The organism is Streptomyces sp. NPDC006879 (genome assembly GCF_042869595.1).
Classification (GTDB): Bacteria; Actinomycetota; Actinomycetes; order Streptomycetales; family Streptomycetaceae; genus Streptomyces.
Window position 1 is genome coordinate 1 of record NZ_JBIAGC010000016.1, and the last position, 21124, is coordinate 21124.

The window sequence follows — 21124 nt, forward strand, 5'->3', positions numbered from 1 at the left end:
GGCCAACGTCCTGTGGGCCATGATCCGAGACGGAGCGTGCTACCAAGCCACACCACCGGTCACGACACCGGCTTGACAACGGCATTGGGAAGTTCTCTGCGCTGCAAGATCCACGAAGGTGCCGTGTTCGTTCCTCCATCATTCCCCGTCGCTGCCCCCGTGCCTCATGCGCCCCGCCTGGAAGCCCTCGGCGAGAGCGACGGCCGCCACGAGCAGCGGCTCGTGCAGGTCGTCACCGTCGACGGCCTGCTCTTCCCGCACGCGGCCCAGGTCCTGCGCATCCAGCGCAGACGCCGCCTCTACGGCGCGAAGAAATGGTCCAGTGAGACCGTCTACGCCATCACCGACCTGCCCGCCGAGGAAGCGAACGCAGCCGAGATCGCGTCCTGGGCTCGCGGGCACTGGACCGTGGAAAACACCGTCCACTGGTGTCGAGACGTCACCTTCAACGAGGACACGTCCCAGGTCAGGACCCACAACGCGCCCGCCGTACTCGCTGCCCTCCGCGACCTGATCCGCAGCGCGCTCAAGCTCGCCGGCTACGTCAACATCGCCGCCGGACGACGAGCCCACACCGAGCGCCCCCGCGTCCTAGCCCTCTACGGCATCACATGATCAAACCGGACGATCCAGGCACTCGCCGGGCCCTGCGGGCCGGCCCCTTCCTCACATTGGCGAGAAATAGCCCTCTGCCGTCAGATCACCGCTGCAATTTAGCCCGAATTTATACCATTTGTCACTATTCGTAAATCGCGTCACATCCACATATCGGAGACATCCGCAGGGAACTATGTATGATCATCTTCAAGGTCGGGCGATTCGTTAGGACCACTGCGGGGACGACCAACCCCGAACAGCGAATCCCCACCCTGTTACATAAAACGAGGGGAAAAGGAAAATGAACATCAGCAAGCGCGTCTCGCGTCCGCTGGCCGTGGCCACAATGGTGCCGGCCCTGGCGATCGGAGCCGCGAGCAATGCTTTCGCCGACGGGAACGTCTCCTGGCGGAACGTGGCCACCGGAAAGTACCTCATGGTGGCACAGGGCACCTTCGGGATGGTCCTCACCGGTTCCGACAGCTCGGCCCGCTGGCGCGAGGTCAAGCAGAGCGACGGTTCCTGGCAGCTGAAGGCGCACCGGGGTTCCGGAAACGTCTGCCTCGACAGCAACGCCGCGGGCAAGGTCTACCTCAACCCGTGCGGGAGCAACAACAACTACCAGAAGTGGTGGGAGACCAAGACCTCCACCGGCTGGAAGATAACCAACAAGGCGACCGGCCGGGTTCTGGACAGCAACTCGCGTCAGCAGGTCTACACGCTGCCCGACAACGGCGGAAAGAACCAGCGCTGGTCCTGACACCGGCCGCTGGTGAACCCCGCAGGGCCGACCGGACCACCAACGGCCCCGACAAACCCTGACCAGCGCTGACCGCCGTCCGCGCCTGGCGCGGACGGCCGGTTGCCGCAGCGGGCGCAACCTTCACCGGCACGTGCGCGGGCCCCGCCGATCGAACGAGATCGGCGGGGCCCTTCGGCATCTGTGGTCGGCCGGTCAGATCCCGACCGCGTTGGAGGTGGGCAGCCAGGCCTGGAGCTGTAGGACGAACTGCTGCCAGACCCCCGTCACCAGCAGGACGCCCACCAGGACCAGGAAACCGCCACCGATCCTCAGGACCCACGCGTAGTGCTTCTTGACCCATCCGAAGGCGCGCATGGACCTGCGGAACGCCACGGCCGCGAGGATGAACGGGACGCCTAGACCCAGGCAGAACACCGACATCAGAAGAGCCCCGCGACCAGGGTTCTGCTGCCCCATCGAAAGCCCCACCACGGCCCCGAGGGTCGGCCCCATGCACGGGGTCCAGCCCAATCCGAACGTGAAGCCGACGACCGGAGCCCCGAGAAGTCCCGCGCTGGGCTTGCGGTGGATCCTGAAGTCCCGCTGCATCAGGCCTGGCAGGAATCCCATGAAGGCCAGACCGAAAAGGATCGTGAGGCTGCCCAGGACGATGTCGAGGGTGTCCTTGTACTGCGACAGGGTGTTTCCGAAGAATCCGAAGAATGCGCCCTGGGAGACGAAGGGGGCGGAGAAGCCGAGTACGAAGAGCAGCGACCCGGCGGCCATACGACCACGTTTGGCTTCCCGCGCCTCGGGATCCAGATCGGAGGCTGAAAGCCCCGCGACGTAGCCCAGATATCCGGGTACCAGAGGCAGCACGCAGGGGGAGAAGAAGGAAATCAGCCCGGCCAGCAGCGCGACGGGTATGGCGGCCATCAGAGCGCCGTTCACCACCACTGAGTCGGCGGATTCTGCCAGGACCACCGGAACTCCTTCTGCATTGCCTCGCCGACCGGCCCGGGCACGTCCACCCGGGCTTCGTCAGTGTGGCACGGCCACCTAGCCGTCTATCGGCCAGGGCCCCGCCCCGGGGAGGGCGGTGTTCTCCCCGGCTTGCCCGGTTCATGGTGAACTTGTGATGGTTGGCGCCCCAGACGCAGACGAACACGGTCCTCGTGGATCCTGTCCGCCGTCCGGCAAGGCGAGGGCATCTCCCTGGCCGGCCACGGGATCGGCGCGTAGACCAACGAGATGAGCGAGTTCGCCCCCGGTGTGGACCAGACCGAGAGCTCCGACCGCACGGGGCGGTCATCAGCGTCGACGCTCCGCCCCGCCCAACGCTCCCCCGCTCGCCACCTCGACGGACAGCGCAGCGCTCACGCCCTGCCCCAGGTATCGGGCCGTTCACTTGCCGCCCATGCTGGCGCGTACCTGCGCCAGACGATGCCAGGACCGCCGGTGGAGGCGGGGCCCTACGAGGCGGTCATACCTGTGATCGCCGTGAAGCGGGCCAGCGTCGTTTGGACTGCGCTGGGTTTCTGTGGCGGCGGATGCGTATTTCGGCCTCCGAGTTCCAGTGATCTTCCCCTCAGGGTCTCCGGCAATTGGCGTTCCGCGCACCGTGAAATGATCATCTGCGTCATATCGTCGCCGGCCTGACCCCCGGTGACATCAGAAGCTACTCGGGGAACACAAATGAACAACCGCGCGACGAGCAGGACGGCTCTCACAGGCATAGTGGCGCTGACCGCTGCTGCTCTGCTTTCCTCTGCCGTTCCAGCATTCGCGGACACCGGTGCACCTTCAACGAATACGAACGTTCGCGCAGCGGACGTAGTGGAGAAGGCCACCGGTGTCGCCGACCTCACCGCCCCCCGGACTGACGGCGGCAAGCTTGTCGCGGATGCGGGAGGAACACGCGTGGAAATGCCGACCAGCGGCTCCGGTAAACTCACTGTTTCCGACGCCAGCGGTACCAGGATTGCGATCACCCTGCCTGGCTCGGCATCGACATCCCCCCAAGCCAGCACGCACGGCACTGTGGTCTACACCCAGCCGAACGGGTCTGTCGACGTCGCCGCCCAGGTTGGGAGGAACGGCAGCGCCAGCGCCTTGATCACGATGAACGACGCCACGGCGCCGACTGAGTATCGTTTCCCCCTCGACCTGCCCAGCGGCGCCCACCCCGTCATCGATGAGGACGGTGGCGTGGTCGTAATCGGCGGTGACGGAGAGTTGCTCGGCACCTTCGAAGCCCCCTGGGCCAAGGACGCCGACGCCCAGGCTGTCCACACCGCCTACCGTCTCGAAGGCAACGAACTTGTCCAGACCATCGGGGTCAACGAGTCCACCGCTTACCCGGTTGTTGCCGACCCCAAGTGGTGGGACAAGACCAAGGAGATCGCTGGAGGCATGGTCAGCGACACCTGGAACTCCATGAAATGCGGCGGCGCACTCGGCGCGGCCTTCATTCCCGGAAGCGCCGCTTACAAGGTGATCAAGAACGCTGGCGGAGTCAAGAAGGTCCTTACCACCCTCGCCGGCGTGGACACCAAGAAGGGGGCTCTGTCAGCCCTTGGATCCGGCGGATCTACGCTGTTCGGCATCAAGGCCATCAAGAAGGCGTGCTTCGACGACCTGAAGTAAACCCATGTACCGCATCACTAGGGGCCTTTGTGAACACCCTCCACGCTGACAACACCAACCGGCGGGCGATCCCATGGCGGGGGGCCTTGATGATGGCTCTCGGATATGCCGTCTTCTACGTTGGGTTGGCCTACTTCATCGACCACCCCTTTAGTCTGCACTGGCTCTTGTGGCCAGCTCTGGCGGTGGTGTGCATCACTGGCGCGGCAGACTGGAAGGGAGTCGGCGACCGACCCTGGTTCATCCGGACGCTGACGGGTGTCATCGTCGCAGTAGCGATCACGGGCGCAATCATGTCGTGACGCACACCTCAGGACGTATGCGGGTCTGTCATCGCCAGGCGTCACGAAGCCCCCGGACTCAAGAAGCGGGTCCGGGGGCTTCGCACCTCGAACTCGTTCGGACCGATCGACGGCCCGGACTTCGTCCACGACTGCCCTGACCTGTACTTTCTCCAAGTGCCTTGCCCCAAGGGCCCCGGGGAGGGCCCCTTCACGGGTCGGCGGTACGGCAAGGGCGGGCCGGTCGGGGCGCGGGGAACGTCAACCGGACCCCGGCCGGGGAGCACGCTCCCGAGCGAAGAGCGGCCCGGGAAGGATCAGCCCGTCACGGGCCGCGCCTTCTCCCCCGCGGGGCGGCACTCAGCCGTACATGCGGCGCATGGCGAAGTCGACCATCTGCTCCACGGCCTTGGCGTCGAAGACCATGCGGTGGTCGCCCTCCATGTCCAGGACGAAGCCGTAGCCGGTGGGCAACAGGTCGATCACCTCGGCTCCGGTGATGACGAAGTACTTGGACTCCTTGCCCGCGTACCGGCGCAGCTCCTTGAGCGTGGAGAACATCGGGATCACCGGCTGCTGTGTGTTGTGCAGCGCCAGGAACCCCGGGTTCTCACCACGAGGGCAGTACACCTTCGAGGTCGCGAAGATCTGCTGGAAGTCCTCCGGCGCTAGCGACCCCGTCGTGAAGGCGCGCACCGCGTCAGCGAGCGACGGCGGCGACGGCTCCGGGTACAGCGGCTGCTCGCCGTAGCCGCCGGCCATCTGCGGCGGCGGCTGCGGGGCGGCGTACTGCTGCCCGGCGTTCACGTTCTGGTCGTAGCCGTACATGCCGCACAGACTACCGAGAACGGGACCCGCCGGGTCGGGCCCGATCCGATCCGGTCAGGGCTGGGCCAGGTCCGACCTGATCGCGTCCACGAAGGAGCTCCAGGCGGGTGCGGGGAACACCACCACGGGGCCGCCGGCAACCTTGGAATCCCGTACGGGCACGAGACCGGGGATGTCGTCCGACACCTCGACGCAGTTGCCGCCGTCCGTGTTGCTGTGGCTGCTCTTGCGCCAACGGGCGGCGCCGAAGTCACTTTGGCTACTTGCCATTTCGAAAGTCCTCCGCTGTCGCTGCGATCAAGGCGAGGGACTCCGCTGGCGACAATGCGGCAGCCCTGAGCAGATCGTACGACTTCCGGTAGTGCTTCACGAGGGCTGGATCGTCGATCGTGTCGCCACTATGAACGGACTCCGTGTAGACGAGTGGCGGCGAGTCACGAAACGTCATGATCGTGGCGCTGCCACCTGACACGAAGGGATGGGCTCCAGCCTTCCAAGGAAGAATCTGTGGAACGATGCGTCGCCGCTTCCCCAGGTCGGCCACACGATCAAGCTGTGCGGCCAACTGTTCGGGAGGGAGCACCGGAAGCCTCAGCAAGGACTCATGCAGGATCACCCAGTACTCGGGACTCGCTGGGTCGCCCTCGAAGATACTCGCCCGCACCAGCCGCGAGTTGACCTTGGCGTCAGTCTCACCTTCGCACTCAAGAGGGCGCTCCGCTCGAAACAGCGCACGGATGTACGGCTCGGTTTGCAGCAACCCCGGGAAGATCGTGGGGCACCACTCTTCGATGGTTTCTGCCCTCTTCTCCGTCTCCAGCGCCCTCTCGAAGTAGCTTGCGTGGCCGGTGTTCCGTGCCTTGCGAACGTCCTCGCAGCGCCGCTCGAAGAACCCGTCGGTCGAGAGCACTCGATCCACGTGCCGGGCAAGGTCCTCGGGCATGCGGCGTGCGCCCCGCTCGATCTCGCTCAGGTAGCTCACCCCGTAGAAGCTGCCCTCCACAGCCTGCTGGAGCGTGAGGCCGGCCTCCTCCCGTTTCCAGCGGAGCTCCTTGCCGTAGAAGGCCGGCACGCTCGCCGAGCCGTCGATGTCCTTGCGTGCGGCCACACTCGCCCGCCTTCCACACTTCCCTCAGTGGAGCCCGAAACCCTTCCGAAGGTACGCGTGATGACCGCAGGCTGTGAGGTGTTCGTCACATTCCGCACTCGAAGGGTTTCCCATGAGCAGCCACCCCCACGACCTCGACGCCGAGACCGCCCTCGCGCAGCTCCGCGCCGCGCTGGCCGCGCACGGCATCACGCTTCCCTCGCTCGATCTGGACCTGCCCTCCTACGCGAGCCGCTACCACGCCCCGCCACTGATCTCCCTGGGCAACTGCAATGCGGCCACCGCGCAGCGGTTGGCCGAAGCACTGGGCGTTGTGGCGGAAGGACGGTGAAGCCGCTGACCCTGGGGCTGTTCGCCGTACCCGAGGCGGTACCGGTGCTTCGCAGGGCGTTGCGGGAACACGCGGCGGGGCCCTGCCCCGATCTCCAGTTGTGCGTGAGCGAGCTGCTCACGAACGTGATCAGGCATCTGGGGGAGGGCACCCCGGTGACGCTGGGGGTGGCCCGCACCGCGGACGACCGGATCCGGGTGGAGGTCACGGATCCCGATGGGAGCGGACGGCCGGTGGTGCGGCGGGCCGGGGAGGGGCAGGAGTCCGGGCGGGGTCTGGCCCTGCTGGCCGCCGTGGCGATGCGCTGGGGGGTGACTCCGGTGCCCGGTGGCGGGAAGACGGTCTGGTGTGAACTGCGGGTGCCGTGAAGGTGTCGATGACCAGCCTTGCGGTCCATAGAGGAGACAGCGGGGGTTGACGCTGGTCACAGTGGAACGAACAAGGCTTGACCTTGTTACCCGTGGGTAGCATCATTACGTTACCGATTGGTATGCGAGTAGCTGGTACTACGAGGATCCGCCTCCCCGAGCCTTAACGGAGCCGTCGCCATGGGGCACTACAAGTCGAACCTCCGAGACATCGAGTTCAACCTCTTCGAGGTGCTCGGCCGCGACAAGCTGTACGGCACCGGACCGTTCGCGGAGATGGACGTCGACACCGCGAAGAGCATCCTGGACGAGATCGCCCGCCTCGCGGAGAACGACCTCGCCGAGTCCTTCGCCGACGCCGACCGCAACCCGCCGGTGTTCGACCCGGAGACCAACACCGCGCCCGTCCCGGAGTCCTTCAAGAAGTCCTACAAGGCCTTCATGGAGTCCGAGTACTGGCGCCTCGGCCTGCCGGAGGAGATCGGCGGCACCACCTCGCCGCGCTCGCTGATCTGGTCCTACGCCGAGCTGCTGCTCGGCTCGAACCCGGCCATCTGGATGTACTCCTCGGGCCCGGCCTTCGCCGGCATCCTCTTCGAGGAGGGCAACGAGGCGCAGAAGAAGGTCGCGCAGATCGCCGTCGAGAAGCGCTGGGGCTCCACCATGGTGCTCACCGAGCCGGACGCCGGCTCGGACGTGGGCGCCGGTCGCACCAAGGCCGTGCAGCAGCCCGACGGCTCCTGGCACATCGAGGGCGTCAAGCGCTTCATCACCTCTGGTGAGCACGACATGGAGGAGAACATCCTCCACTACGTCCTCGCCCGCCCCGAGGGCCACGGCCCGGGCACCAAGGGCCTCTCGCTCTTCCTCGTCCCGAAGTTCCACTTCGACTGGGAGACCGGCGAGCTGGGCGAGCGCAACGGCGTGTACGCCACGAACGTCGAGCACAAGATGGGCCTGAAGGCGTCCAACACGTGCGAGATGACCTTCGGCGACCAGCACCCCGCCAAGGGCTGGCTGATCGGTGACAAGCACGACGGCATCCGCCAGATGTTCATGATCATCGAGTTCGCCCGGATGATGGTCGGCACGAAGGCCATCGCCACCCTCTCCACCGGCTACCTCAACGCGCTGGAGTACGCCAAGGAGCGCGTCCAGGGACCGGACCTGGCCAACTTCATGGACAAGACCGCCCCCAAGGTCACCATCACGCACCACCCGGACGTCCGGCGCTCGCTGATGACGCAGAAGGCGTACGCCGAGGGCATGCGCTCACTGGTGCTCTACACCGCCTCCGTCCAGGACGAGATCGCCCTCAAGGAAGCGGCCGGCGAGGACACCTCCGCGCTGGTCGGCCTGAACGACCTGCTGCTGCCCATCGTCAAGGGCTACGGCTCGGAGAAGTCCTACGAGCAGCTCGCTCAGTCGCTCCAGACCTTCGGCGGCTCGGGCTACCTGCAGGAATACCCGATCGAGCAGTACATCCGGGACGCCAAGATCGACACCCTGTACGAGGGCACCACGGCCATCCAGGGCCAGGACTTCTTCTTCCGGAAGATCGTCCGTGACCAGGGCGCCTCCCTGAACCTGCTGGCCGACGAGATCAAGAAGTTCCTCGCCGCGGGCACCGGCGGCGAGGAGCTGGCCGAGGCACGTGACACCCTCGCCACGGCCGCCGTGGACCTGGAGGCGATCGTCGGCGCGATGATCACCGACCTCACCGCCACCGGCGAGGACGTCAAGAACATCTACAAGGTGGGCCAGAACACCACCCGCCTGCTGATGGCCTCCGGTGACGTCGTCGTCGGCTACCTGCTGCTGCGCGGTGCCGCCGTGGCCGCCGAGAAGCTCGCCGGAGCCTCCGCCAAGGACGTGCCGTTCTACCAGGGCAAGATCGCCGCCGCGAAGTTCTTCGCCGCGCAGGTCCTGCCGGGCGTCTCCGTCCAGCGCGCCCTCGCCGAGCGCGTGGACAACTCGCTGATGGACCTGGACGAGGCTGCTTTCTAGTCAATCCGTCCGGACCGATCCGGCCAACGCAGGGGCCCCGGGCCCGCCGTCAGGCAAGCCCGGGGCCCCTGCGCACACCTGCCGGCTCCGGTTGTCGGCGCGACATGCGACTCTCGTAGACATGAGTTCCCAAGAGCAGCCCAGGGAGCACGGCCGGAGCGGGTACTCCGTGCCCGCCGGCCGCCCGTACCAGCTCACAGAGCTGCGCGGGAAGCTCGGCGCGCTCGGCGACCAGGTGGGCGAGCTGTACGAAGGCGCCTACCCCACGGAGTACGAGTCGGTCGCCGACGCCCTGTACGCCGCCTTCCAGACGGCAGCAGGTCTGGCGCCGGCCAAGAGCCTCACCGGCTGCCCCACCCACCCCAACGGAGCGCTGGACCCCGAGGCACCCGACGGCTGGGGCCGCTGCCTGCTGTGCAACAGCAGGCGCCGGCTCGGCGAACGCGGCGCACCGCGGCGCACCGCGCCGCCCGGCGCGGGCCTCGGCCCCCGCCGGCTGGGCTACCCCGTCCCGGAGGGCCCGTACACCCTGGAGGGACTGAAGGGCTATGTGCGGCAGATCAACGAACGGGCCTTCTCGCTCGGCTCCTCCTCACCCGCCGAGGAGTTCGTGGGCCTCGCCGACGACCTGCACCGCGCCTTCATCACCGCACGCGAACTGTCCCGACCGCGCAACGCGTCGGGCTGTTCCGAACACCCCGGCGCACCCATCGACCCCGACGCACCGCCCGGTGAGGCCTGTATCTTCTGCGCCGGAAGGAAGAGACGCGCACTGCGTTCACCGCAGACCCCGCAGATGCTGCCCCGTGTGCGCCGCGGCGAGCGGCGCAACCTGCGGCGCCGATTCGACCGTCCACCGGGCCCCTGATCCGAGGGGGGACCTCGGGTGCCACACAACACACCCTGTCCTTTCGGCCACCCGCCGCAGTCCGGCCAAGGCGTACACGACCGTCGTTAAGGTGAACAACATGACCTCTCCCGCCCGCTTCGACCGCGGCCACACCGACGATCTGATGTCCTTCCTCGCGGCGAGCCCCTCGCCGTACCACGCCGTGGCCAACGCCGCTGAGCGGCTGGAGAAGGCAGGATTCAGGCAGCTGTCGGAGACCGACGCCTGGGACGGGAGCACCGGCGGCAAGTTCGTACTGCGCGGCGGAGCGGTCATCGCCTGGTACGTGCCGGAAGGCGCCCAGGCCCACACTCCCTTCCGGATCGTCGGAGCGCACACGGACTCCCCGAACCTTCGCGTCAAGCCACAGCCCGACCTCGGCTCCGCCGGCTTCCGGCAGATCGCCGTGGAGATCTACGGCGGCGCCCTGCTGAACTCCTGGCTGGACCGCGACCTCGGCCTCGCCGGCCGGGTCACCCTGCGGGACGGCACCCAGCACCTGGTGAACATCGACCGGCCGCTGCTGCGCGTGCCACAGCTCGCCGTCCACTTGGACCGCTCGGTCAACAGTGAGGGGCTCAAGCTCGACAAGCAGCGCCACATGCAGCCCATCTGGGGCCTGGGCGAGGTCAACGAGGGAGACCTCATCGCCTTCCTGGAACAGGAGGAGGGTCTGGGCCAGGGAGAGATCGCAGGCTGGGACCTGATGGTCCACAGCGTGGAGGCACCCGCCTACCTGGGCCGGGACCACGACCTTCTGGCCGGACCCCGCATGGACAACCTGCTCTCCGTCCACGCCGGGACGGCCGCCCTCGCAGCCGTCGCCCTCGCCGCGGGCGAACTGCCCTACATCCCGGTCCTGGCCGCCTTCGACCACGAGGAGAACGGCTCCCAGTCCGACACCGGCGCCGACGGCCCGCTGCTGGGCAACGTGCTGGAACGTTCTGTCTTCGCCCGGGGCGGGACCTACGAGGACCGCGCCCGCGCTTTCGCGGGGACCACCTGCCTCTCCTCCGACACCGGACACGCCGTCCACCCCAACTACGGGGAACGCCACGACCCGACGCACCACCCCCGGGCCAACGGCGGCCCCATCCTCAAGGTCAACGTCAACCAGCGGTACGCCACCGACGGACAGGGCCGCGCGGTCTTCGCCGCGGCCTGTGAGAAGGCAGGCGTGCCCTGGCAGACCTTCGTCTCCAACAACTCCATGCCGTGTGGCACCACCATCGGGCCCATCACCGCGGCCCGGCACGGCATCCACACCGTGGACATCGGCGTGGCCATCCTCTCCATGCACAGCGCCCGCGAACTGTGCGGCGCGGAAGACCCGTTCCACCTGGCCAACGCGCTGGTGGCCTTCCTGGAGGGCTGAGGGCGCCACGCCTTGGGGGTTCGCCTTCCCGGCGATCGGGTCCGCCTCCTCGCTTTCGTGACCGGGCCGTCGGGTGCCCGACGGCCCGGTTCCGTCCCCGTCCTCGTGGCCGGACGGAGACCGCAGAAGGACCCCGTCCGGGCGTCTGAGGGCCCTCCCGGCATCTTTGAGCCGCAACGAACCGGGTGGAAACGGTTCATGTGTGCGCCACACCCTCGCCATGTGCCATGTGAAATATCACATGGCATAACTCCTTGAGGAAAGCCCGAGGAGTCCAAGAACCGAGGAGAATCCCGATGAGGCGACTCGCCCTGCTCGCAGCCGGCGTCACCGGACTGACCGCCCTCGCCGTCTCACCCACCGGCGCCGCCACGGCCACCACCCTCACCACCTGCGGCCCCATCGGCTACCAAGCCGGCCTCGCCACCAAGGTCTGCGCCGACGTCACAGGCAACACCGTGGAGTTCTACGGCCGCGTGTCCCTCGCCGGCCCGCCCTCCCCCGGCAGCCCCGCACCGACTCCGAAGGAACTGACCACCACCCTGTCCGCCGCAGTGGTCGGCGGCGCCTCCCTCGGCACCCAGGCCAAGCAGATCCTCTTCTCCACCTCGACCATCGAAGTCCACGGTGTCGCCGACACCCTCCCCTGCGACACCACCGTGCGGGGCACCCTCGGCGTGGCCTCCTACCCCTGGACGCCCAACCCCGTCCCCCACACGGTCACGGTCACCTGCTGACGACCGGAGCTGCCACCCAGGGGGCCGCACCCCGCCCGGGAGTGCGGCCCCCACCCGCAGGGAGTGCCCCAGCGCTACCCTCAGTCGTCCATACCGGCCAGCACCAACGGCAACCGCACCGCGCCGCCCTCCACCACCGTGACCGGCACGCCCCAGTCCTGCTGGTGCACATGACACGCCGGGTACTCGTTCTCCGGGTCGTCATCACAGGAAGCGGCCATCGCGGAAACGTGCAGCACCCCCTCCTCGACCCCGCCCGCCAACACCAAGTCCCGGAACAGGTCCGTTCCCTGACCGGCGCCCTGCGCGAGCAGCTCCGCAGGAGTGGAGCTGACCAGCAGCCGGGTGGAGGGCCCGTACCGGGTGTCCAGCTTCTGGCCGGCCGGGGCCTGGAAGACCACGTCGAGGCGGAGGGTGCCCGGGGCGACCTCGGTGGCGGCGCGCTGGGTGCGGTGGGCGACCGCGTCCACCCGGACCGCCTCTTCAGGCAGCCGGAGCCGAGTCAGCCGGTGCCGGGCCGACTCGACGACCACGATGTCCCCGCCGACCAGGACCGCGTCGCTGGGCTCGCGCAAGTCGGTGGCGAGCGTGCTGACCTGGCCGGTGGCCGGGTCGTAGCGGCGCAGCGCGTGATTGTACGTGTCGCAGACCGCGACCGAACCGTCCGGCAGCGCGGTCACGCCAAGGGGGTGCTGGAGCAGCGCCTCGGCGGCATCGCCGTCACGGTGGCCGAAGTCGAACAGGCCGGTACCGACGGCCGAGACGATACGGAAGCCCTCCGGGGCGTCCGGATCCCGCTCGACGTACCGCAGGGCGCTGGTCTCCGAGTCGGCGATCCAGAGCCGGTCGCCGGCCGCGGCCAGCCCGGACGGCTGCGCGAACCACGCCTCGGCGGCCGGGCCGTCGACCAGTCCCTCATTGGTCGTGCCGGCCTCGACGCGGACCGTGCCGGTGGCCGGGTCCCATGACCACAGCTGGTGGACGCCAGCCATGGCGATCCAGACCCGGTCCGCCCACCAGGCCACGTCCCACGGCGAAGAGAGGTCCACCTCAAGCGCCGGCCCGCTGACAGCCGATCCCTGCCACCACTGCCGGCCGGTGCCGGCCACCGTCTCCAGGGCACCGGTGGCGAGGTCGAGGACGCGCAGGGCGTGGTTCACGGTGTCCGCGACCACCACCCGGCCGTCGGGCAGCAGGGCGAGGCCCTGCGGCTCGTTGAAGCTGTCCGCGGTGAAGCCGCGGCTGCCCGTGCCGATCCGCCGGACCACGCTCTCGCCGTCCGGGGCGAGTTCGACGAGCTGGTGGCGGGTGGTGTCGGAGACGAGCAGGTTGCCGTCCGGCAGCACCAGCGCCTTTCCGGGGAAGCGCAGGTCGCCCGCGACCGGCTCGGGCGCGACATACGGTCCGTCACCGCGCCGCAGCGTGCCCTTGGCCTCATGTTCGGCCTCCAGCTCCTCCACCAGCTTCTCGATGGCGTGTGCGTGCCCCTCACCGGCGTGCTGGGCGACGACGTACCCCTCGGGGTCGATCACCACCAGCGTCGGCCAGGCACGGACGGCGTACTGCTTCCAGGTCGCCAGCTCCGGATCGTCCAGCACCGGGTGGTGAACCTCGTAGCGCTCCACCGCGTCCACCACAGCCTGGTGTTCGGCCTCGTGCACGAACTTCGGCGAGTGCACGCCGACGACCACCACGGTGTCCCGGTGCTTCTCCTCCAACTCCCGCAGCTCGTCCAGGACATGCAGGCAGTTAATGCAGCAGAAGGTCCAAAAATCGAGGATCAATGTGCGACCTCGGAAGTCGGCGAGCTTCAGGTCCTTCCCACCGGTGTTGATCCAGCCACCCTTCCCGACCAGCTCGGGGGCACGGACACGGGCACGGCGGGGCGCGGGCGCGGGGGTGGGCGCCGGGGCAGCATCGTTCATCCTTCAAGCTTGCCATTGGCCCATGAACACTGGATCACGGCCGTACGACACCGTTGTCCTGCGCAGCTACGGGATCCGCTCCACGACGGCGACCTCCGAGAATTCTCGGAGGTAGGTCATGTGCCCGGTCCGGCCAGTGTGCTGTATGCACATGTCGGTGCACACGTCCGCATTCCCGGTCGGTTCGGAGGTCCACCGGCAGTCCGGGTTCAGGCACCGCGCGGTTGCCGTGGTCTCGACCGATGAGTGGCGGCGCATGACGTAGCTCACGTACCGCAGCACGGCTTTCACGCTCACGTCGACTCCCCGGGGTGCGGGTGGTTCCTGAGCTCCACGTTGCAGTCACTGACCACGGAGCCGTCGCCTTCGAGGCGGGCCTCTCGACGCTGCGCGGCCAGGGCGGCGCAGACTCCGCAGCCGGCTGCCGGTACGGGCTCCGGATCTGTTCGCAGCGGCAGCTCTACCGAGGGCTGCGCATAGGTGATCGGCTTCACGGCCCGATCTCGTGTCGTCCGCATGGTGACCACGCTAGGAACGCCGAGGTCACACTTCCCATGAGATTGCATGAGGTTGCACGGCTGTCCCCGCTGGGTCTGAATGACGCTCGTGATCAGTGCTCGGGCCTTCGCTCCGTAAACCGCCATGTCGGCCAATTCCCTGAACGTGTCCGCGTAAGCAGCAACCTCACTGGGCTGGGTCAGCGTGAGGTAGCCCGAAACCAACTCGACGTTGACCTGTGCGGTGTCGAAGATCCAGAACCCCTCCACCGGCATCCGCGATCGCTCGGTACGCGTGGGGACCACGCCCAGGCTGACACTGGGCAAAGAGCCGACCGTGATGAGGTGGCGGAGCTGTTCCTCTTGTACCTCCGCCCCTCCGAGCCCGTTCCGCAAGACCGATTCCTCGACCAGGAACGCGAACCGCCGATCACCCTTGTAGAGCACGCGCTGACGCTCCATGCGGACGGCGACCGCATCGGCAACGTCGTCCACATCGACTCGTCTGCGCTGGACCGCGCGCAAGACGGCTTCCGTGTAGCCGTAGGTCTGGATCAGGCCCGGGACGAACCACGAGGAGTACGCACGGAACCGGCGGGTTCGCTCGAAGAGCGGGAGACGGGCTTCCTGGGCCTGCCTGAGCCCGGCTCGCTCCATTCGCCGCCACCCGATCCACATGCCTTCGGCGGTACGCAGCGAGGCCAACAGGTCTTCCGTCTGATCTTCCGAGCCACACGCCCGGCACCACGCCCGGATGTCATCAGCGGACGGAGGCGTACGGGCGTTCATGACGAGCTTGCTCCGGATCACGCGGGCCTGCCAGCAACTTGCACCAACTTCTACGACCCCGGAGATCCCACAGTCCCGCACCCGCCGCCCGGTCAGGGGTGACGAGCGCGGGACTCAAGGGATATCCAGTGGGCTTCGGAAGGGCTTAACAGGGGCAAGCACGGACGCTGATACGTCCACGAAGCCGCGTTCTGTGCACCGCCGAGTGCTGTGCTCGGGCCGGTGCATGACGGGCGGGTGGCTGCACGTCCTGCCTCTCAGTTGTCGTCCGGGCGAGGGATGTACTTCAGCATCACCGCGGGCAGCCGGATGATCGTCTCGTGGTCCGGCACGTCCGTGGAGCGATCCGGGATCGAACGGAATCAGAAGGGGTCGTGGAGGGCACCGAGCCGGTCGGTCAACCGCAGGTTCTCGGAGTAGTCGACGGGGCACGCGATCACGCTCACGCCGCCCACTTCGAACGCACGCTCCAGAGCGGGCCGCAGTTCCTCAGGCGAGGTGATGCGTTGGCCGCGCGCCCCGAAGCTCTCGGCGTACGCGACGAAGTCCGGGTTGGTGAAACGGGTGTGGCTGTGGCGGCCGAGCTCCAGGTCCATCTTCCAGGTGATCAGTCCGTACTCCTGGTCGACCAGCACGAGCACCACCAGTGGAACCTGTTCGCGTACCGCGGTCTCCAGTTCCTGGGAGTTCATCATGAAGGCGCCGTCGCCCATCACGGCCAACACGCGTCGCTCCGGGTGGGCCAGCTTGGCGGCGATCGCACCGGGCAGCGCGAAGCCCATCGTGGACAGGCCGTTGGAGAGCAGGCAGGTGTTGGGCTCGTACGTCGGGTAGAGGCGGGCCATCCACATCTTCCCGGCCCCGGTGTCGGCGAGCACGATGTCGCCACGGCCCAGCACGGTGCGCACGTCAGCGACCACACGCTGGGGCAGTACGGGGAACGCATCGCTGTTCCGGCCGCGTTCGAGTTCCTCGGCGAGCAGGGTCTGGATGGTGGCTCCGGTGCGGGCGGCGTCTTCGGACGCGCTCGGTACGGCTTCGGCGAGGGCGTCCAGTGCCTGGGAGATGTCTCCCTCCACGCCGACCGTGACGCTGTAGTGCGCGTCCACCTCGGCGGGGAAGCGGTGCAGGTGCAGGATGCGCTTGTCGCCCTCGGGGTTGATCTTCACCGGGTCGAACTCCTGCACTTCGTAGCCGACGCAGACGACGACGTCCGCACGGTCGAAGCCGAAGTTGGAATAGTCGTGGCGCATGAATCCGACCGCCCCGAGCGCGTTGGGGTGGTCGTCGGGGAAGACGCCCTTGCCGTGGAAGGTCGTCGCCACCGGCACGTTCAGTCGTTCGGCGAACCGCACCAGGGCCTCTGAGGCCCTACCCCGGGCGGCGCCGTGTCCGGCGAGGACCACCGGCCGGCGTGCCGTGGCGAGGACCTGTGCCGCCCGCGCGATCTGAGAAGCTGAGGGCGCGTCCGCGTGCACGGTGGCGATCGGGAGCGGCTGTGGTGAACTGCTGCACCGCAAGGCTTCGATGTCCTCGGGTACGGCCAGGAAGACGGCTCCGGGGCGCTCACCCTCGGCTGTCTTGAACGCCTTGCGCACCATCTCGGGCACCGCGTCGGGGACCTGGACCCGTGCCGCCCACTGGGTGACCGGTGCGAACATCGACACCAGGTCGACGACCTGGTGGGATTCCTTGTGGACCCGGTTCAGCGCGCCTTGCGCGGACAGGGCCACCAGCGGAGCGCTGTTGGTCGTGGCGTCCGCCGTCCCCAGCAGCAGGTTGATCGCGCCGGGGCCCAGTGTGGCCGAGCACACGCCCGCCCGGCCGGTCAGCCGCCCGTAGATCTCCGCCATGAACGAGGCTGCCTGCTCGTGCCGGACCAGCACGTAGCGGATCGAGGAGTTCCGCAGGGCGTCGACGAAGTGGATGTTCTCCTCCCCTGGGATCCCGAAGACGTACTCCACCCCCTCCGCCTCCAGGCAGCGAACCAGTACGTGGGAGACCTCGTCCGTGCTGGTCTCGGAGCCTCGCGGGCCGGCGGTGGAGTGGGTGTCCATGCCCTCGAACCTAGGGAGGCCGCGGCGGAACGGCCACACGGCGGCCCCTGGCCGGGTGACGGCCCACGCGGGGCACCAGGCGCGGGCCGGTCTCCGGGCAGCGCCCGGAGACCGTGGGACGCCCCGCTCAGGTGCTGCGGTGCTTGGGCGCGGCCACCGGGAGCACGCGGTCCCTGAGGACGGGGAACTGTTCGCGGGTCTGCGCGACCTTCGCCGGGTCGATTTCCACCGTGAGGACCTGCTCGTCGGGGCCGGCCTGCGCCAGGACCTCGCCCCAGGGGTCGACCACCAGGCTGTGCCCGGACTGTTCGACGCCGGCGTGGGTGCCGGCGGTGGAGCAGGCCAGTACGTAGGCCTGGTTCTCCACGGCGCGGGCCCGTGCGAGCAGGGTCCAGTGTGCTCGGCGGCGCTCGGGCCAGCCGGCGGGGATGACCAGGGTTTCGGCGCCGAGGTCCACCAGGCCCCGGAACAGTTCCGGGAACCGGAGGTCGTAGCAGGTGGCGAGGCCCAGCACGGTGTCCGGCAGCCGTACGGTGGCCAGTTCGCCGCCGGCGCCCATCAGGACGGCTTCGCCCTGGTCGAAGCCGAAGCGGTGGATCTTGCGGTAGCTGCGGACGAGTTCGCCGTCGGGGGCGAAGACGAGGGAGGTGTTGTAGAGCGGGCCCTCTGGGTCCCGCTCCACCAGGGAACCGGCGTGCAGCCACACTCCGGTGTCCCGTGCCGCCTTCGACATCGCCTCGTAGGTGGGGCCGTCGAGCGGCTCGGCCTCTGCGGCGAACTGCTCGTAGGCGAAGGCGCCGACCGGCCACAGTTCGGGTAGGACGACGAGATCGGCGGCCCCGCGCTGGGACCGGACGAGTTCGGCGACTCGTTCGCGTCGCACGCTGATCGGTTCGTCATCATTTACTGCGATCTGAAGCAAAGAGGCGCGCACAGTACCACCGTCCCGGCCGATGAGATGTCAACTCCGGCCTACGATCGTCACACGAAAGCACTGCCGGGTTTGGGCCCAGCGGCGTAACTTGAAGCCCAAGTCTCGCATTCGATCCGAACAGGCCACTGAACAGCACGAGGGGTCCCGTGACCGTCCATCCCAGCCTTCAGCCCTACATCGACGCCTGGACCCACTCGATCGAAGCGATATCCGAACTCGTCCAGCCACTGGCAGAAGGCGAGTGGAACCGTGCCACGCCCTGCCCCGGCTGGTCGGTGCGGGACATGGTCTCGCACGTCATCGGCATCGAATGCGAAATGCTCGGCGATCCCCGGCCCATCCACACGCTGCCGCGCGATCTGCGTCATGTGGTCGACGAGTTCTCCCGGTACATGGAGGTCCAGGTCGACGTCCGGCGCCACCACACCGCGCCCGAGATGACCTCCGAGCTCGAATACACGATCATCCGGCGCTGCCGGCAGCTGCGCAACGAGAAGCGCAGCCCGGACGCCCTGGTCCGAGGGCCGTTGGGGAAGGAGGTCACTCTGGAGCGGGCGCTGCGGATGCGTGTCTTCGATGTGTGGGTGCACGAGCAGGACCTCCGGTTCGCCCTCGGCCGGCCGGGCAACCTCGACTCGCCCGGCGCCCATGTGACCCGGGACCTGCTGCTGTCCCAACTCCCGCAGGTGGTCGCCCGGCGGGCGAGTGCTCCCCCTCATTCGGCGGTGGTGGTGGACGTGCACGGCCCGATCGAGTTCCTGCGGACCGTCCGAGTGGACGCCTCGGGCCGCGGCAGCATCGACGGTGCCCCCTCGTTGGGACCCGCGGTGACCCTGGCGACGGACTGGGAGACGTACGTACGGCTGGCCTGTGGCCGGGTGAAGGCGCCGGCGGTGGCCGACCGGATCAAGGTCGAGGGGGACCGGGGGCTGGCGGACGCGATCCTGCGGGAGTTCGTGCTGGCGCCGTGAGCGGTTCGCCCGGCTGGCCCGGTGCCGCGGTCACGGAGTGCACCGGTGCGGCTGCCGCGGCCCGCTCTCGTTCCCTGCGGTGTGCGGCCCCGCTCAGCCGGAGGATCTGGGTCAGCCCGAGGACCTGGAGGACGTGGACGGAAGCGAAGGCGATCCGGTAGTCGTCCCCAGTGGCGTCGAGGAGCAGTCCGACGGCGAACAGGGTGGTCATGGAGGCGACGAAGCCACCCATGTTGGTGATGCCGGACGCGGTGCCCTGCCGCTCGGGCGGGTTCGCCGGGCGGGCGAAGTCGAAACCGATCATTGAGGCGGGTCCGCAGGCGCCCAGGACGGTGCAGAGGGTGATCAGCAGCCACATCGGCGCCCGGCCCCCCGGGTAGCAGACCACGACCGCCCAGAGGACGGCCGTCACGGCGACGGTGCCGAGCGCCAGGGGTGCCCGAGCCGCCCGGCGGCTGGCGATGATCTGCCCGTAGGCAAGGCCGAGGACCATGTTCGAGGCGACGACCAGGGTCAGGAGTCCGCCCGCTGTCGCACGGGGCAGCCCCTGGGCCTGTACCAGGAAGGGCATGCCCCACAGCAGGAGGAAGACCATCGCGGGGAACTGGGTGGTGAAGTGCACCCACAGGCCCAGTCTGGTGCCCGGTTCCCGCCAGGACTCCTGGATCTGGCGGCGGACGAAGCTCCGGTCGCCGGACGGCCTCGGGGCCGGCTCGTGCCCGCGCGGTTGGTCGCGCAGGTAGAGCAGCACCGGCACCAGCACCAACAGCCCGGCGAGCGCGCTGCCAGCGAAGGCGGCGGTCCAGCCGAAGGCGTGCAGGACCCGGGAGAGCAGCACGGTGGAGACGAGGTTGCCCGCCATGCCGGTCAGTCCGGCCAGTTGAGCCATCAGGGGGGCGCGCCGGGTCGGGAACCAGCGTCCGCTGAGGCGGAGCACGCTGATGAAGGTCATGGCGTCACCGCAACCGAGGAGGGCACGGGCGGCGAGTGCCATCGGGTAGGTCGGGGAGAGGGCGAAACCGAGCTGGCCCGCCGTGAACAGCAGCAAGCCGATGGTCAGCACCCTCTTGGTGCCGAGCCGGTCGACGAGGAGGCCAACGGGTATCTGCATGCCGGCGTAGACGAGGAGTTGCAGGATGGAGAAGGTGGAGAGCGCGGAGGCATTGACGTGGAAGCGGTCCACGGCCTCCAGCCCGGCGACGCCGAGGCTGGTGCGGAAGATGACGGCGACGAAGTACACCGAGACGCCGATCGACCAGATGGCGACGGCGCGCCGGCCTCCGAGGGGTTCGGCAGCCGTCGGTTCACTGCCGCGGTGCTCCCCACCCGGCAGCCGAGGCCCGGTCACCGCCCTTCACCCCGGACCAGGACCTTGACCCAGCCCAGGTGCTCGCGCACGTGGGCTGCGGCGAGTTCGCCGTCCCCGGCCCGGATCGCGTTGAGGATCTCGGAGTGTTCGGCGATGTTCTTGGCGATGCGGTCGGGCTGGGAGTGCATCACGGCCACGCCCATCCGCAGTTGCCGGTCGCGTAGTTGGTCATAGAGGCGGGAGAGGATCTGGTTCCCGGCGTGCCGGACGATCTCAGCGTGGAAGCAGCGGTCGGCGGCGGCCACTTCGGTCAGGTCGCCGCCCGCCGCGTGCCTACGTTGTTGCTCCAGCAGTTCTTCGAGACGGTCGATGAGGGTCGCCGGTGCGGGTACGGCCTTGCGCACGGTGAACTCCTCGACCAGCAGCCGGGTTTCCACCACGTCGGTGATCTCCTGGGCGGAGACCGCGAGGACGAGTGCGCCCTTCTTGGGGTAGAGCCGGATCAGCCCCTCGACCTCCAGTTTGAGCAGGGCTTCCCGCACGGGAGTCCGGGAAACGCCTACGGCGAGTGCGAGTTCGCCCTCGGTGAGGAGGGCGCCGCCTTCGAAGTGGCGTTCGAGTACGCCTTGTTTGACGTGGTGGTAGACGCGGTCGGCGGCGGTGAGCATGCGCACAGGATAGATACAACACAGACGCATCAGCGGTCCCGTCCACCATCCGGACCCGAGCATCC

General features: G+C 68.3%; 20 protein-coding genes and 2 pseudogenes. 11 read left to right on the forward strand and 11 right to left on the reverse strand.

The window, feature by feature from the left end:
* Positions 1–201: 201 nt before the first annotated feature.
* Together ACFYMC_RS14880 and ACFYMC_RS14885 are read left to right on the forward strand one after the other, a co-directional pair.
* Positions 202–615: pseudogene (locus ACFYMC_RS14880) on the forward strand (ISAs1 family transposase); the annotation flags it as partial.
* 283 nt (positions 616–898) lie between these two features.
* Positions 899–1357, forward strand: a complete 459-nt coding sequence (locus ACFYMC_RS14885; RefSeq protein WP_388524134.1) for a ricin-type beta-trefoil lectin domain protein — start codon at positions 899–901, stop codon at positions 1355–1357.
* 195 nt (positions 1358–1552) lie between these two features.
* Here the strand turns inward: ACFYMC_RS14885 and ACFYMC_RS14890 are convergent, their stop codons facing one another.
* Complete coding sequence (locus ACFYMC_RS14890; protein WP_388524406.1) at positions 1553–2275, reverse strand: cytochrome c biogenesis CcdA family protein; 723 nt, start codon at positions 2273–2275, stop codon at positions 1553–1555.
* 759 nt (positions 2276–3034) lie between these two features.
* Between ACFYMC_RS14890 and ACFYMC_RS14895 the strand changes: the two genes are divergently transcribed.
* Together ACFYMC_RS14895 and ACFYMC_RS14900 are read left to right on the forward strand one after the other, a co-directional pair.
* Positions 3035–3985, forward strand: a complete 951-nt coding sequence (locus ACFYMC_RS14895; RefSeq protein WP_388524137.1) for a hypothetical protein — start codon at positions 3035–3037, stop codon at positions 3983–3985.
* A gap of 29 nt (positions 3986–4014) precedes the next feature.
* Positions 4015–4287, forward strand: coding sequence for a hypothetical protein (locus ACFYMC_RS14900; RefSeq protein ID WP_388524140.1), 273 nt, complete (start codon positions 4015–4017; stop codon positions 4285–4287).
* A gap of 339 nt (positions 4288–4626) precedes the next feature.
* Here ACFYMC_RS14900 and ACFYMC_RS14905 read toward each other — a convergent pair whose 3' ends face one another.
* Genes ACFYMC_RS14905 through ACFYMC_RS14915 form a run of 3 tightly spaced genes read right to left on the reverse strand, consistent with a single transcriptional unit; the run spans position 4627 to position 6202 of the window.
* Positions 4627–5094, reverse strand: coding sequence for an SseB family protein (locus tag ACFYMC_RS14905; RefSeq protein ID WP_388524143.1), 468 nt, complete (start codon positions 5092–5094; stop codon positions 4627–4629).
* A 54-nt stretch (positions 5095–5148) separates the two neighbouring features.
* Positions 5149–5364 carry a DUF397 domain-containing protein gene (locus ACFYMC_RS14910; RefSeq protein WP_388524146.1) on the reverse strand — a complete coding sequence of 72 codons (216 nt, stop codon included), beginning with the start codon at positions 5362–5364 and terminating at the stop codon, positions 5149–5151.
* Entirely contained in the window at positions 5354–6202 is an 849-nt protein-coding gene (locus tag ACFYMC_RS14915; protein ID WP_388524149.1) for a helix-turn-helix transcriptional regulator, read from the reverse strand. Before ACFYMC_RS14915 ends, ACFYMC_RS14910 begins: the two co-directional genes overlap by 11 nt.
* Positions 6203–6314: 112 nt before the next feature.
* Between ACFYMC_RS14915 and ACFYMC_RS14920 the strand changes: the two genes are divergently transcribed.
* The 6 genes from ACFYMC_RS14920 (at position 6315) to ACFYMC_RS14945 (ending at position 11909) form a co-directional block, all read left to right on the forward strand.
* Positions 6315–6533 (forward strand): hypothetical protein, encoded by a 219-nt coding sequence (locus ACFYMC_RS14920; protein WP_388524151.1) that lies wholly within the window; start codon positions 6315–6317, stop codon positions 6531–6533.
* On the forward strand, positions 6530–6901 hold the full coding sequence (locus tag ACFYMC_RS14925; protein ID WP_388524154.1) for an ATP-binding protein: 372 nt from the start codon (positions 6530–6532) through the stop codon (positions 6899–6901). The genes ACFYMC_RS14920 and ACFYMC_RS14925 overlap by 4 nt, the downstream gene beginning before the upstream one ends.
* A gap of 180 nt (positions 6902–7081) precedes the next feature.
* Positions 7082–8908 (forward strand): acyl-CoA dehydrogenase, encoded by a 1827-nt coding sequence (locus ACFYMC_RS14930; RefSeq protein WP_388524157.1) that lies wholly within the window; start codon positions 7082–7084, stop codon positions 8906–8908.
* A gap of 121 nt (positions 8909–9029) precedes the next feature.
* Entirely contained in the window at positions 9030–9776 is a 747-nt protein-coding gene (locus ACFYMC_RS14935; RefSeq protein WP_388524160.1) for a hypothetical protein, read from the forward strand.
* A 100-nt stretch (positions 9777–9876) separates the two neighbouring features.
* On the forward strand, positions 9877–11172 hold the full coding sequence (locus ACFYMC_RS14940) for a M18 family aminopeptidase (RefSeq protein ID WP_388524163.1): 1296 nt from the start codon (positions 9877–9879) through the stop codon (positions 11170–11172).
* 296 nt (positions 11173–11468) lie between these two features.
* The gene (locus tag ACFYMC_RS14945; protein ID WP_388524166.1) at positions 11469–11909 is read left to right on the forward strand and encodes a hypothetical protein; all 441 of its coding nucleotides are present in this window, start codon (positions 11469–11471) and stop codon (positions 11907–11909) included.
* 80 nt (positions 11910–11989) lie between these two features.
* Here ACFYMC_RS14945 and ACFYMC_RS14950 read toward each other — a convergent pair whose 3' ends face one another.
* From ACFYMC_RS14950 to ACFYMC_RS14970, 5 genes and pseudogenes are all read right to left on the reverse strand, one after another.
* Positions 11990–13834, reverse strand: coding sequence for an NHL domain-containing thioredoxin family protein (locus ACFYMC_RS14950; RefSeq protein WP_388524168.1), 1845 nt, complete (start codon positions 13832–13834; stop codon positions 11990–11992).
* 66 nt (positions 13835–13900) lie between these two features.
* Entirely contained in the window at positions 13901–14131 is a 231-nt protein-coding gene (locus tag ACFYMC_RS14955) for a hypothetical protein (protein ID WP_388524170.1), read from the reverse strand.
* Between the two features lie 299 nt (positions 14132–14430).
* Positions 14431–15216: pseudogene (locus tag ACFYMC_RS14960) on the reverse strand (DUF5753 domain-containing protein); the annotation flags it as partial.
* Positions 15217–15482: 266 nt separating this feature from the next.
* On the reverse strand, positions 15483–17177 hold the full coding sequence (locus ACFYMC_RS14965) for an acetolactate synthase large subunit (RefSeq protein ID WP_388524172.1): 1695 nt from the start codon (positions 17175–17177) through the stop codon (positions 15483–15485).
* A gap of 127 nt (positions 17178–17304) precedes the next feature.
* Positions 17305–18111: a carbon-nitrogen family hydrolase gene (locus tag ACFYMC_RS14970; RefSeq protein WP_388524174.1), complete on the reverse strand. Its 807-nt coding sequence runs from the start codon at positions 18109–18111 to the stop codon at positions 17305–17307.
* Between the two features lie 146 nt (positions 18112–18257).
* Here ACFYMC_RS14970 and ACFYMC_RS14975 point away from each other — a divergent pair, with 146 nt between their 5' ends.
* Positions 18258–19082, forward strand: coding sequence for a maleylpyruvate isomerase family mycothiol-dependent enzyme (locus tag ACFYMC_RS14975; RefSeq protein WP_388524177.1), 825 nt, complete (start codon positions 18258–18260; stop codon positions 19080–19082).
* Here the strand turns inward: ACFYMC_RS14975 and ACFYMC_RS14980 are convergent.
* Positions 19018–20430, reverse strand: coding sequence for a nitrate/nitrite transporter (locus tag ACFYMC_RS14980; protein ID WP_388524180.1), 1413 nt, complete (start codon positions 20428–20430; stop codon positions 19018–19020). The genes ACFYMC_RS14975 and ACFYMC_RS14980 overlap by 65 nt on opposite strands.
* Complete coding sequence (locus ACFYMC_RS14985; protein ID WP_388524183.1) at positions 20427–21059, reverse strand: GntR family transcriptional regulator; 633 nt, start codon at positions 21057–21059, stop codon at positions 20427–20429. The genes ACFYMC_RS14980 and ACFYMC_RS14985 overlap by 4 nt, the downstream gene beginning before the upstream one ends.
* Positions 21060–21124 lie beyond the last annotated feature (65 nt).